The 11,831-nt window shown below is 69.0% G+C and carries 12 protein-coding genes and 1 pseudogene; 5 read left to right on the top strand and 8 right to left on the bottom strand.

Features of this window, described 5'->3' with window-relative positions; genetic code table 11:
- Nucleotides 1-786 (top strand): response regulator (locus FV228_RS09745; RefSeq protein ID WP_147854439.1); only part of this gene is annotated, 786 nt, incomplete at its 5' end.
- 7 nt (nucleotides 787-793) lie between these two features.
- On the opposite strand, the gene FV228_RS09740 is transcribed toward FV228_RS09745, so the two are convergent.
- From FV228_RS09740 to FV228_RS09710, 7 genes are all read right to left on the bottom strand, one after another.
- Complete coding sequence (locus tag FV228_RS09740; RefSeq protein WP_147854438.1) at nucleotides 794-1,099, bottom strand: hypothetical protein; 306 nt, start codon at nucleotides 1,097-1,099, stop codon at nucleotides 794-796.
- Nucleotides 1,096-1,407 carry an EthD family reductase gene (locus FV228_RS09735; RefSeq protein ID WP_147854437.1) on the bottom strand — a complete coding sequence of 104 codons (312 nt, stop codon included), beginning with the start codon at nucleotides 1,405-1,407 and terminating at the stop codon, nucleotides 1,096-1,098. The genes FV228_RS09740 and FV228_RS09735 overlap by 4 nt, the downstream gene beginning before the upstream one ends.
- Nucleotides 1,408-1,813: 406 nt before the next feature.
- On the bottom strand, nucleotides 1,814-2,095 hold the full coding sequence (locus tag FV228_RS09730) for an addiction module antidote protein (RefSeq protein ID WP_147854436.1): 282 nt from the start codon (nucleotides 2,093-2,095) through the stop codon (nucleotides 1,814-1,816).
- A gap of 2 nt (nucleotides 2,096-2,097) precedes the next feature.
- The gene (locus FV228_RS09725; RefSeq protein ID WP_147854435.1) at nucleotides 2,098-2,388 is read right to left on the bottom strand and encodes a type II toxin-antitoxin system RelE/ParE family toxin; all 291 of its coding nucleotides are present in this window, start codon (nucleotides 2,386-2,388) and stop codon (nucleotides 2,098-2,100) included.
- 142 nt (nucleotides 2,389-2,530) lie between these two features.
- Nucleotides 2,531-3,859 (bottom strand): NAD(P)/FAD-dependent oxidoreductase, encoded by a 1,329-nt coding sequence (locus FV228_RS09720; protein WP_147854434.1) that lies wholly within the window; start codon nucleotides 3,857-3,859, stop codon nucleotides 2,531-2,533.
- Between the two features lie 2 nt (nucleotides 3,860-3,861).
- On the bottom strand, nucleotides 3,862-4,872 hold the full coding sequence (gene nadA, locus FV228_RS09715) for a quinolinate synthase NadA (RefSeq protein WP_147854433.1): 1,011 nt from the start codon (nucleotides 4,870-4,872) through the stop codon (nucleotides 3,862-3,864).
- 139 nt (nucleotides 4,873-5,011) lie between these two features.
- Nucleotides 5,012-5,842 carry an aldo/keto reductase gene (locus FV228_RS09710; RefSeq protein ID WP_147854432.1) on the bottom strand — a complete coding sequence of 277 codons (831 nt, stop codon included), beginning with the start codon at nucleotides 5,840-5,842 and terminating at the stop codon, nucleotides 5,012-5,014.
- Nucleotides 5,843-6,046: 204 nt separating this feature from the next.
- Here FV228_RS09710 and paoA point away from each other — a divergent pair, with 204 nt between their 5' ends.
- From paoA to FV228_RS09690, 4 genes are all read left to right on the top strand, one after another.
- The gene (gene paoA / locus FV228_RS09705; RefSeq protein ID WP_147854431.1) at nucleotides 6,047-6,700 is read left to right on the top strand and encodes an aldehyde dehydrogenase iron-sulfur subunit PaoA; all 654 of its coding nucleotides are present in this window, start codon (nucleotides 6,047-6,049) and stop codon (nucleotides 6,698-6,700) included.
- 10 nt (nucleotides 6,701-6,710) lie between these two features.
- Nucleotides 6,711-7,685 (top strand): xanthine dehydrogenase family protein subunit M, encoded by a 975-nt coding sequence (locus tag FV228_RS09700; protein ID WP_147854430.1) that lies wholly within the window; start codon nucleotides 6,711-6,713, stop codon nucleotides 7,683-7,685.
- Between the two features lie 23 nt (nucleotides 7,686-7,708).
- The gene (locus FV228_RS09695; protein WP_147854429.1) at nucleotides 7,709-9,931 is read left to right on the top strand and encodes a xanthine dehydrogenase family protein molybdopterin-binding subunit; all 2,223 of its coding nucleotides are present in this window, start codon (nucleotides 7,709-7,711) and stop codon (nucleotides 9,929-9,931) included.
- Between the two features lie 94 nt (nucleotides 9,932-10,025).
- The gene (locus tag FV228_RS09690; protein ID WP_147854428.1) at nucleotides 10,026-11,567 is read left to right on the top strand and encodes an AMP-binding protein; all 1,542 of its coding nucleotides are present in this window, start codon (nucleotides 10,026-10,028) and stop codon (nucleotides 11,565-11,567) included.
- Nucleotides 11,568-11,677: 110 nt separating this feature from the next.
- Here the strand turns inward: FV228_RS09690 and FV228_RS34130 are convergent.
- Nucleotides 11,678-11,831 (bottom strand): annotated as a pseudogene (locus FV228_RS34130) (IS110 family transposase); the annotation flags it as partial.

Here is an 11,831-nt window from a genome sequence, read left to right as displayed (position 1 = left end):
GGCGAATCCCGGCCGCCTCCGGATGGGCCGTCGCTGCGACTGCTCCTGGTCGAGGACGTGCCGCTCAACCAGGAACTCGCCTGCGCCGTCCTGGAATCGCAGGGCTACACCGTCGAGGTCGCTGGCGATGGCGGCGAGGCGATCACGGCCGTCGGCCTGTCGGTGGCCGAGGGGCGCCCGTACGATCTGGTGCTGATGGACGTGCAGATGCCCGGCGTCGACGGGCTCACCGCCACGCGGCGGATCCGCGCCCTGGCGCCGCCGGCCTGCGACGTCCCGATCGTGGCGATGACCGCCAACGTCCTGCCGGATCAGGTCGCGGAGCTGCGCGAGGCCGGGATGGACGATCATGTCGGCAAGCCGTTCCGCCGGGCCGACCTGTTCGCCACGATCAGCCGCTGGACCGCCCCCGGGGCCCGCCGCCGGGCCCGCCAGGAAACGCCCCGGCGCAATGTTGCCGTCGATCCCGCGGTGCTCGACGCCGCGGTGCTCGCCGAGATGGAGACGAGTTTCGGTACGGATCAGGTCGGCGGGCTGCTGGATCTGCTTGCCAACGAGCTGTCCGAGCGCTTCCGCCCGAGCGAGACCGACCGCCTCCAGATCGCCCACGACGCCCACGCCATGGTGGCGGCGGCCGGGCTCCTCGGTTTCGTCGGGCTGTCGAGCCTGTGCCGCGAGGTCGAGGCCGCCGCCCATGCGGGCGCCGACCTCGTGCCGCTGATCCGGCGCCTGGAGGTGCAGCGGGCCACGACCCTCCGGGCGATCCGCCAATTGCGGGCGGCGTGAACCGGTTCTACGGCTCCTCGGCGTCCGATAGCGGATCGCCGGTCCAAGTGGTCGCGAAGGCCGCGAGCTGGCGGGCATCCGCGAAGGCGGCCACGCTCACGTCGCGCTCGGCCGGCATTGCCCCCGGATAGGGGGCGAGCAGGACCCGCACCCGGGCGAGGCGGCCGCCCGGGGCGTTCGCGTCGATCCAGGCCTGCGCCTCGGGGGTTAGGCGATCCGGGCCGTCGAGGGCGCGGGCGTCGGCGCGCAGCACGACCACGTAGGTGCCGAGGCTCGGATCGGCCTGCTGCACCGCTTTGACGATATCGATCACGGGCTCTCCGCAAAGTCGTTGATCTGAACCTGGGCCTGCGCCGGGGTGAAGTTCGGGATGTCGGCGAAGATCTCCTCGCCGTGGGCCGCCACGGCCTTCTTGAACGCGTCGGCCGACTCGAAGGTCAGCAGCGCCATCACCTGGAACGGGGCCGGGCCGCCGTCCGGGGTGCCGGCACCCTTGACCACCTTCGCTTCGTGGAGGCCCAGCGACGACCAGCGCTCGCGCACCAGCGGCATGTGGTGCCCGAGATAGTAGCCCATGTCGAAGTTCGGGCCGGTCGGATACATCACGCTCACGAGGATCATAGGGCGTCCTTCCTGTTGCGGCCCCCGTGTCGCCGGGGTGCCGGTGGATCCGGGCGCATCATTCCGAGCGGGCGATGCCGGCTTTCGGAAAACGATGATGCCGTGTTGACGGCTTAGAGCATGTTCCGACGACGTTGGCGCCGGTTCGGCTGAGAAAATGCGGCCCCCCTCGAATACCCGCGCGAAATTCATCTGCCCGTGAACGGCTTTTGCTCCGAGAGCGACCGGATCATAAGCACGGTGCTATGATGCCGGCGAGGGCTTCGTTCAAAGCGGTTGTCCCAAACGTCACGCCGGCTGCTGCTTGGCCCGCGGTAAGTCCGGCCGCGACAGGCGCCCGGGCGAACGCGTCGAGCGTGAGGACAGACCGGATCGCTGGCCCCCTTTTTCACTGTTCAGGGATCGATCACGCCGCCACGGCGAGGCGCACACCCAGGGCTTTCAGGACGCGCAACAAGGTGTCCAGCGTCGGATTGCCGTTGTCGCTGAAGGCTTTGTACAGCGCCTCGCGGCTGATGCCCGTCTCGCGGGCCAGTGCCGACATGCCGTGCGAGCGGGCAATCGTGTTCAACGCGCCCAGCAATTCCTCCGGAGTCCCGTCCTCGAGATAGGCATCGAGATAGGCTGCGATGTCGGCCGGGGTTTTCAGGACTTCGGCCGCATCCCAGGGCTTGGTCTCTATCGCCATTGTCAAACCTCCCGCGCCATAGTCTTGGCCCGTTCGATGTCCTGCGTCTGCGAGCCCTTGTCGCCGCCGCACAGCAGGATCACGACGACATCACCGCGCAGAGTGTAATAAACCCGGTATCCCGGCCCGAAAGAGAACCGCAATTCGCTGACGCCATCGCCAACGGACTTGGCATCGCCGAGGTTGCCCTGAGCGATACGGTCGATCCGCTTGGTGATCCGCGCCCGCGCCTGGAAATCCCGCAAAGCGTTCAGCCAAGCGATGAATTCGCCGGTGCGGCGCACCTGGAACATGTTAGGTCTCGTAACCCAGAAAGCGGCGGAATGTCAACTATAATTCACATTCCGCCGCCTAGGACGCGTTCGAGATCCACGCGATTCCAGCGTCAGTCCTTGCTGTCGCGGGCCCCCCCGGCGCCGGGGTGCCGGTGAGACCTCAATGCAGCTTCACCCGTGATTCGGTACGGCGGGTGAGCGCCCGGGCCAGGGCGTCGAGCGCCGTCTTGACGCTGCCGTGCAGGGCACGCTCGTGCATCTTGTAGAGCGAGCGGTACATCATCCGGGCGAACAGTCCGGCGATCAGCATGTTCTTGCCCCGGACGAAGCCCATCAGGCTCCCCACCGTGGAGTATTCCCCGAGCGAGACCAGCGAGCCGAAATCCTTGTACTTGAACGGCTTCAGGGGCTTGCCGTCGATCTTGGCCTGGATCTGGCCGATCAGGTGGCTGGCCTGCTGGTGGGCCGCCTGCGCCCGGGGCGGCACCGGCGTGTCCGAGCCGGCCTCGACCAGGTAGGCGCAGTCGCCCATCGCGAAGATGTCGGGGTCGCGGGTGGTCTGCAGGGTCGGGGCGACCACCAGCTGGTTGGTCCGGGTGGTCTCGAGCCCGCCGATGCCCTGCAGGAACGGCGGCGCCTTCACGCCGGCCGCCCAGACCACCAGCTCCGACGGGATGAAGGTGCCGTCGGCCAGCTGCACGCCGTCCGCGCGCACCTCGGTCACCCGCGCCTTCACGCGAACGTCCACCCCGATCTTGTTGAGGAGCTGCATCACCTCCACCGAAAGGCGCTGCGGCACCGCCGGCAGGATCCGTTCGGCCGCCTCGACCAGGGTGATCCGGATGTCCTTGCCCGGGTCGATCCGGTCGAGGCCGGTGGCGACAACGTGGCGGAAGGTCCGGTGCAACTCGGCCGCGAGTTCGGTGCCGGTGGCGCCGGCCCCGATCACCGTGACGTGGAGCTGGCCGGGCCGGACCGGGCCGGCCTGCGTGTGGGCCCTCAGGGACGCGTTGACCAGGCGCTGGTGGAAGCGCACCGCCTGGTCCTGGGTGTCCAACGCGATGGCGTGCTCGGCGACGCCCGGGGTCCCGAAATCGTTGGTGGTCGAGCCGACCGCCATCACCAGGGTGTCGTAGGGCACCGAGCGCTCCGGCGTGACCTCGCGGCCCTCGGGATCGTGGCTCGCGGCGAGCCGGATCGTGCGCGCCTCCCGGTCGAGCCCGGTCATGCTGCCGATTCGGTATCGGAACCCGTGCTTGTGGGCGTGGTGCAGGTAATCGACCGCATGGTGGCCGATATCGAGGCTGCCGGCCGCGACCTCGTGGAGCAGCGGCTTCCAGATATGCGTGCGGGCGCGGTCGACCAGGGTGACGTGCGCGCGCTTGCCGCGTCCCAGCTTGTCGCCGAGCTTCGTCACCAACTGGAGCCCGGCGGCCCCGCCGCCGACCACGACGACGCGGTCGGCCATGTTGGGAGAGACGGCGTTCATCGTCAGCGCACCAGCAGCATGCGCTCGACCGCCGCCCGGGCGCGGTCGGCCAAGGCGGGATCGACCGTGACCTCGTGGGTCAGCGTCTCCAGCGCGCGGCGGATGTTCTTCAGGCTCATCCGCTTCATGTGCGGGCACATGTTGCAGGGCTTGATGAACTCGATGTCCGGGTTCGCCGCCGCGATGTTGTCGGCCATGGAGCACTCGGTCACCAACACGACCTGGCTCGGGCGCTTCTGCAGCACGAAGTCCATCATCATCGCGGTGGAACCGGAGAAGTCCGATTCGGCCACGACGTCCGGCGGGCATTCCGGGTGCGCGATCACCGTGACGCCGGGATAGCTGTCCCGCACGTCGCGGATGTCGGCGGGCGTGAAGCGCTCGTGCACCTCGCAATGGCCGGCCCAGGTCAGGATCTCGACCTCGGGAACCTCGGCCTGGACGTTCTGGGCCAGGAACTCGTCCGGGATCATCAGGACCCGGGGCGCGTTCAGCGACCGCACCACGGCGACGGCGTTGCCGCTCGTGCAGCACAGGTCCGACTCGGCCTTCACGGCGGCCGAGGTGTTCACGTAGGTCACGATCGGCACGCCCGGGTACTTCGCCCGCAGGCCGCGCACGTCGGCGGCCGTGATCGAATCGGCCAGCGAGCAGCCCGCGCCCATGTCCGGGATCAGTACGGTCTTGCTCGGGTTCAGGAGCTTGGCGGTCTCAGCCATGAAGTGGACGCCCGCCAGCACGATCACTTGCGCCTCGACGTTCACCGCCTCGCGCGCCAGCGCCAAGCTGTCGCCGACGATGTCGGCCACCGTGTGGAAGATCTCCGGCGCCTGGTAATTGTGGGCCAGGATCACGGCGTTGCGCTCGCGCTTCAGCCGCAGGATCGCCTCGATATCGGGGGCGAGCGCCGGCCATTCGATCGCGGGAACGTGGCGGCTGACACGGGCGTAGAGATCCGGCAGCGGCAGGCCCGGAACCGACGTACGGGAGACGGGTGACACGGTCGCCGTCATGGCGTCCTCCATTATGCTCAGTTTGAGCATTGTGCCGTCTAACTTATGGGCGCCGGACCCGTCTGTCTAGATATGCTAGCCTTGAGCATAAATCTTTTGCGGCGCAGTGTTATGCCGCGCCGCACAAGGGCTGGTGCGCTCAGCAGAAGGTGGCGGGATCGGGCCCGATCCGCCCGTCGGGCCGGTCGAGGCCGGCGATCTGGGTCATCTCCTGATCGCTGAGCGCGAAATCGAAGACCGAGACATTCTCGACGATACGCTCGGGTCGGGCGGTCTTCGGGATCGCGACACAGCCGATCTGCACCTGCCAGCGCAGCACCACCTGGGCCGGGCTCCTACCGTGCGCCTGGGCGATGGCGACGATGACCGGGTCGTTCAGCTCCTTGCCCCGGCCGAGCGGGCTCCACGACTCGGTGACGATCGTGTGCCGGGCATCGTCGGCACGGGGCTCCTTCCGCTGGAAATGCGGGTGGAGTTCGATCTGGTTGACGGCTGGCGCGACGCCGGTCTCGCCGATCAACGTGGCGATGTGCTCCGGGGTGAAGTTCGAGACGCCGATCGATTTCGCGCGACCTTCGTCGCGCAGCTGGATCATGGACCGCCAGCTTTCCACGAACAGGCGCCGCTGCGGACAGGGCCAGTGGATCAGGTAGAGGTCGACATGATCCTGGCCCAGGCGCTTGAGGCTCTCGTCGAAGGCCTGCCGCGTCGCATCCCGGCCCTGGCGATCGTTCCAGAGTTTGGTGGTGAGGAACACCTCCTCACGCGGGACCGACGATTCGCGGATACCGCGGCCGACGCCTTCCTCATTGCCGTAGGCGGCGGCGGTGTCGATCAGGCGATACCCCGCGCTGAGTGCGTGGCCGACGAGATCGGGAGCCTGGGACTCCGACAATTGCCAGCATCCGAAGCCGATCTGCGGGATGCGGCGCCCATCGTTGAGGGGCAAGGTCGGGACAGTGACGGCCATACTGAGCACTCCGGACGATGTGTTCCGCCCGTTTCACCTGGATCGGACCGAGGGATCGACCAGGGCAGAGATCATACGCCACGGGGAATGGCCGCGGTGAAGGGGCGCAGTCTGGATCGGATCTAATCCACGGGCGCTGACGTTGGGACATTGAATTCCAGGCTGCGCCTCGCCGTGAGCGTCGCGCATGGGCGGGATAGCAGCATGACAGACGACACTCCGACGAAGCCGTTCGCTCTCACGCGTCGCGCTGTCGTGGAAGGCTGCGCCGCAGCCGGGGCATTCGGTGCCCTCGGGCTCCGGCCGGCGTCCGCCGCGGCCGCGGCACCGGGTGATCCAGCCCCGCAGACGATGCCGGTGCGCCTCACGATCAACGGCGAGGCACGCGACTTGGCCCTGGACACGCGCACGACCCTGCTCGACGCCCTGCGGGAGCACCTTGCCCTCACCGGCACCAAGAAGGGCTGTGACCACGGCCAGTGTGGTGCCTGCACGGTTCTGGTGGATGGCCGGCGGATCAATTCCTGCCTGACGCTGGCAGTGATGCACGATGGCCACGCGATCACGACGATCGAGGGCCTGGCGACCGGAGACACGCTTCACCCGATGCAAGCCGCCTTCATCGCGCATGACGGCTTCCAGTGCGGCTACTGCACGCCCGGCCAGATCTGCTCCTCCGTCGGCATGCTGAGCGAGGCGAAGGCGGGATGGCCCAGCCACGTCACCGAGGATATCGCGTCCACCCCGAGCCTCAGCGACGACGAGATCCGCGAGCGGATGAGCGGCAACATCTGCCGCTGCAGTGCCTACCCGAACATCGTCGCGGCGATCCGCGATACCGCCGCCAGCAACCTCTGAGGGGGCGGACATGAAGGCTTTCACCTACGAGCGTCCGGCCACCGTGCAGGACGCAGCCAAGCTCGCGGCCGAGCGGCCGAATGCGAAGTTCATCGCCGGCGGCACCAACCTGCTCGACCTGATGAAGCTCCAGATCGAGACCCCGGCGACGCTGATCGACGTCAACCGGCTGCCCCTCGACAAAGTGGAAGCGACGCCGGAGGGCGGCCTGCGCATCGGGGCACTGGTGCGCAACTCCGACCTCGCTGCGGACGCGCGGGTGCGCAAGGATTACGCGGTTCTGGCGAAGGCCCTGCTCGCCGGCGCCTCGGGCCAGTTGCGCAACAAGGCGACCACCGCCGGCAACCTGCTCCAGCGGACGCGCTGCTATTACTTCTATGACACCGCGATGCCCTGCAACAAGCGCGAGCCCGGCTCGGGCTGCTCGGCGATCGGCGGCTTCAACCGGATCATGGCGGTGCTCGGGACGAGCGAGGCCTGCATCGCCACCAACCCGTCCGACATGAACGTCGCGATTCGGGCGCTCGACGCCACCGTCGAGACCATGGATCCGGCCGGGCAGGCGCGGAGCATCCCGATCGCCGACTTCCACCGGCTTCCGGGCGACACGCCGCAGATCGAGACCGACCTGCGCAAGGGCGAGATCATCACCGCGGTGACCCTGCCGAAGCCTGTGGCCGGCCAGCACATCTACCGCAAGGTCCGCGACCGGGCGTCCTACGCCTTCGCGACCGTGTCGGTGGCCGCAATCATCGCGAATGCCGAGGGGGGCAAGCCGACCATGGCGCGGCTCGCTTTCGGCGGCCTGGCGCACAAGCCCTGGCGCGTGGCCGAGGCCGAGGAGGCGCTGGTGCGGACCGGCTCCGCCGATGCCGCCGCCGACGCGGTGCTGAAGGGCGCCCGCGGCTACGGCGCCAACGACTTCAAGATCCCGCTGACGCGGCGGACCCTGCGCGCCGTCATGGCGCAGGCGACCCGCGCGTAAAGAACCCGGCAAGGACAAGTCCCATGGAGATGAACCAGCCGATCGGCCGGACGCCCCTCGACGACCGTCCCGACGGCCTCGTCGGGAAGCCGCTGGACCGGGTCGACGGGCCGCTGAAGGTCACCGGGCACGCGCCCTACGCCTACGAGACCAGGGCGCTCAAGAACCCGGCCTACGGGTACATCGTCCCGGCGACCATCGCGGCCGGCACGATCCGGGCGATCGACGCGGAGGCCGCGCGCCGGGCCCCGGGGACGATCCTGGTCCTGACCCACGAGAACGTGCCGGAGCAAGGTGAGAAGAAGGAGCAGGTCTGGCCGCAGCTCCAGGGCACAGACGTCAAGTTCTACGGTCAGCCCGTGGCGTTCGTGGTCGCCGAGACCTTCGAGCAGGCCCGGGCGGCCGCCATGCTGGTCAAGGTCCGATACGACGCGGCCAAGCCCAAGGGCTTGCTCAAGGACAACATGGCGGCAGCCTACGAGCCGAAGCCCGTGAACTCGCCGCCGGACTCGAAGCTCGGCGACTTCGATACGGCCTTCGCGGCGGCACCCGTGAAGCTCGACGTCGAATACACCACGCCGCCGCAGATCCACGCCCAGATGGAGCCGCACGCCACGATCGCCTCCTGGGAGGGCGACGGCGTCGTGCTGCACACCGCCAACCAGATGCCGAACCGCGGCCAGAAGGCGCTGGGCTCGGTGCTTAAGCTGGCGCCCGAGAAGGTGCGGATCGTCAGCCCGTATATCGGCGGCGGCTTCGGCGCGAAGCTGCAGGTCCAGCCGGAGGCGACCCTGGCGATCCTGGCCTCCAAGGTGATCCGGCGGCCCGTGAAGGTCGCGATGACCCGGCAGCAGGAATTCCACGTCGCGACCCACCGCACGGACACGATCCAGCGGATCCGCCTGGGAGCCGACAAGGACGGACGTCTCTCGGCGATCGGGCACGAATCGTGGTCCGACACCGCCGAGGGCGATGGCTTCTTCGAGACCTCCGCCAACGTCACCCGCTCGCTCTACGCGGCGCAGAACCGGGTGACGCGCCACCGGCTCGTCAACCTGAACATGCCGATCGCCTCGGCCATGCGCGCGCCAGGCGAGGCGGTGGGGCAGCTCGCCTTCGAATGCGCCATGGACGAGCTGGCCGAGCACCTGAAGATCGACCCCGTCGAACTGCGGGTGCGCAACGAGCCCGCCGAGGACCCCGAGAAGCAGGTGCCGTTCTCCACGCGCCAGCTCGTGCCCTGCATGCGCGAGGGCGCACGGCTGTTCGGCTGGGACATGCGCCAGGCGGCGGGCAGCCGGCGCGAGGGCAACTGGCTCGTCGGCATGGGCATGTCAGCCGCCGCCCGGCTCAACCCGCTGATGCCGTCCTCCGCCAAGGTGCGGCTCGGGCCCGACGGGGTGCTGGTCGTGCGCATGGCCATGACCGATCCCGGCACCGGCACCTACACGATCCTGACCCAGATCGCCGGCGAGATGCTGGGGCTTCCGGTTGAGCGGGTCCGGGTTGAGATGGGCGATACCGACTTCCCCTTCGCGGCCGGATCCGGAGGCTCCTTCGGGGCCGGATCGGCGGGCTCCGCGCTCTACGTCGCCTGCGACAACCTCAGGCAGGCGCTGCTGAAGGCGGGCGACCTGAACCCGGAGGGCGCGACTTTCCGGGACGGCGCCGTGACCTCGGGCAACCGCACGGAATCGCTGAAAGACCTCGCCGGCACCGGTCTGGAAGCCGCCGGAGAGATCAAGCCTGGGGAGATGAAGCAGAAATTCTCGCAGTACTCCTACGGCGCACACTTCGCGGAAGTCGGCGTCGATGCCGATACCGGGGAGATCAGGCTTCGCAGAATGCTGGGTGTCTTCACCGGCGGCCGCATCCTCAACGCGAAGACTGCGCGGAGCCAGGCGATCGGCGGCATGACCTTCGGCGTCGGCGCGGCCTTGATGGAGGATGCGGTGGTCGATCCCCGCTACAGCTTCTTCGTCAACCACGACATGGCCGAGTACCACGTGCCGGTCCATGCCGACGTGCCGGTGATCGACGCGGTGTTCCTGCCGGAGCTCGACGACAAGACGAATCCGCTGAAGAGCAAGGGGCTCGGCGAGCTCGGCATCTGCGGCGCCGGGGCCGCCCTCGCCAACGCGATCCACAACGCCACCGGCATCCGGATCCGCGAGTATCCCATGACCCTCGACAAGGTGCTCAAGGGCTTCGAGGAGCAGGAGGGCCAGGCCCAGCGCCGGACCTGACGCGGTCCGCATCGGCGTTCGCCTCACCCACGGTTGACGGGTGGCGCGCCGATGCGGGACACCCGGGCAAAACCCAAGACGCGGGGAACGCCCTTTGTCCGACGCCCTCCGGCCCCATGATCGCCACCCCCCGGCCCGCTTCAACGCGGCCCGGTACTGTCTGGCCGAGAACGCGCGGCTGCGCCCGGACAAGACCGCTTTGGTGCTGGTCGGCGACGGCACCGCGAGCCGGCTCAGCTTCGGCGAGGTCGACCGGGCGGTGCGCAGCATCGCGGCGGGGCTGCTCGGGCTCGGGCTGACGCCCGGCGACCGGGTGATGATCCGGATGGGCAACGAGGCCGGCTACGTCCTGGTCTATTTCGGCGCCCTGGCCGCGGGCCTGGTGGCCCTGCCGTCCTCGCCCCAGCTGACCGAGGGCGAGGCCGCCTTTCTGATGGAGAATTCCGGCGCCCGGGCGGTCGTGGTCGGCGGCGGGTGCACGGTGCCGCCCGAGGCCCTGGGGGGCCGCATCCTGCTCGACGCCGCCGCAATCACCGCCCTGAAGGGCGTCCCGCCGCTGCCGGACTACGCCGACACCGCCGCCGACGACCCGGCGATGCTGATCTACACCTCCGGCACGACCAGCCGGCCCAAGGGGGTGCTCCATGCCCACCGGGCGGCCTACGGCCGCTGGCCCATGGTCGCGCACTGGATCGGGCTCGGCGAGTCCGACGTGATGCTGCATGCCGGCACCATGAACTGGACCTACACGCTCGGCGTCGGCCTGAGCGATCCGTGGTCGGTGGGTGCCACCGCGGTGCTCTACAACGGCCCCCGCGACCCGTCGGTCTGGCCGCGCCTGATCGCGGCGTACAGCGCCACCCTGTTCGCCGCGGTCCCGACCCTCTACCGTCAGATCCTGAAGTACGGCGCCCTCGAAAGCCACGACCTGTCGAGCCTGCGCCACGGTTGCACCGCCGGCGAGCCCCTGTCTGTGGAGCTATTCGACGCCTGGACTCGCGCGACCGGCAAGCCGCTCTACGAGGCGCTCGGGATGAGCGAGATCTCGACCTACATCTCCAGCGGCCCCACCATACCGGTGCGCCCGGGCTCCCCGGGCCGGCCGCAGCCCGGCCGGCGCGTGGCGATCCTGCCGGTGGAGGGGGAGCCCGTGCCGCTGCCGGCCGGTGAGACCGGCCTCCTGGCGGTGCACCGCTCCGAGCCCGCGCTGATGCTCGGGTACTGGAACCGCCCCGACGAGGAGGCCGAGGTGATGCGCGGCGACTGGTTCGTCGGCGGCGACCTCGCCCGGCTCGATGCCGACGGCTACGTCTGGTTCGAGGGCCGCAACAACGACCTGATGAAGGCCATGGGCTACCGGGTCTCGCCGAACGAGGTCGAAGTCGTGCTCTCGGCTCATCCGTCCGTGGCGGAGGTCGGGGTGGCCGAGCTGCCGGTGCGCGCCGACGTCTCGGTGATCTGCGGCTTCGTGGTGCTCCAGCCCGGCGCCGAGCCCGACGCCGAGGCCCTGCTCGCCTGGTGCGAGGCGCGGCTCGCCGCCTACAAGCGCCCGCGGGAGATCCGCTTTCTCGACGCCCTGCCCCGAACCGCCAACGGCAAGGTGCAGCGCAAGCGGCTGGTTGAGGCGGTGGGGTGAGGTGGCATCCTCCAGCCCCTCTGCAAAATGAGCGATTACTAATCGGACTCGAGGACTTTCAAGACGCGGGTCGTTACTTGCGGCACTCAAACATCCACCCTGTCATCAACTCAGTTGGCGGCGGTTTGCGCGTAGGCGTCGCGTAGGCGTGCGTTTGCGATGACGATGAGGCGTCGCATGAGTGCGGTGATGGCGACGATGGGCTTCTTTCCGGCGGCGCGCAGGCGCAGGTAGGCGTCCCGGAGGGTGGGGTTGTGGCGGCTG

Source organism: Methylobacterium sp. WL18 (genome assembly GCF_008040015.1).
GTDB classification, from domain to species: Bacteria; Pseudomonadota; Alphaproteobacteria; order Rhizobiales; family Beijerinckiaceae; genus Methylobacterium; species Methylobacterium mesophilicum.
The sequence above is the reverse complement of the archived record's forward strand: the minus strand, read 5'-3'. Positions and strand labels throughout refer to the sequence as shown.

What these genes read in the sequence shown, in the direction of transcription:
- FV228_RS09730 (WP_147854436.1), bottom strand. Translation starts at nt 2,095, where the DNA reads ATGGCGATAGAGACCAAGCCCTGGGATGCGGCCGAAGTCCTGAAAACC.
- nadA (WP_147854433.1), bottom strand. Translation starts at nt 4,872, where the DNA reads ATGACGGCGACCGTGTCACCCGTCTCCCGTACGTCGGTTCCGGGCCTG.
- FV228_RS09735 (WP_147854437.1), bottom strand. Translation starts at nt 1,407, where the DNA reads ATGATCCTCGTGAGCGTGATGTATCCGACCGGCCCGAACTTCGACATG.
- FV228_RS09720 (WP_147854434.1), bottom strand. Translation starts at nt 3,859, where the DNA reads ATGAACGCCGTCTCTCCCAACATGGCCGACCGCGTCGTCGTGGTCGGC.
- paoA (WP_147854431.1), top strand. Translation starts at nt 6,047, where the DNA reads ATGACAGACGACACTCCGACGAAGCCGTTCGCTCTCACGCGTCGCGCT.
- FV228_RS09695 (WP_147854429.1), top strand. Translation starts at nt 7,709, where the DNA reads ATGGAGATGAACCAGCCGATCGGCCGGACGCCCCTCGACGACCGTCCC.
- FV228_RS09710 (WP_147854432.1), bottom strand. Translation starts at nt 5,842, where the DNA reads ATGGCCGTCACTGTCCCGACCTTGCCCCTCAACGATGGGCGCCGCATC.
- FV228_RS09700 (WP_147854430.1), top strand. Translation starts at nt 6,711, where the DNA reads ATGAAGGCTTTCACCTACGAGCGTCCGGCCACCGTGCAGGACGCAGCC.
- FV228_RS09725 (WP_147854435.1), bottom strand. Translation starts at nt 2,388, where the DNA reads ATGTTCCAGGTGCGCCGCACCGGCGAATTCATCGCTTGGCTGAACGCT.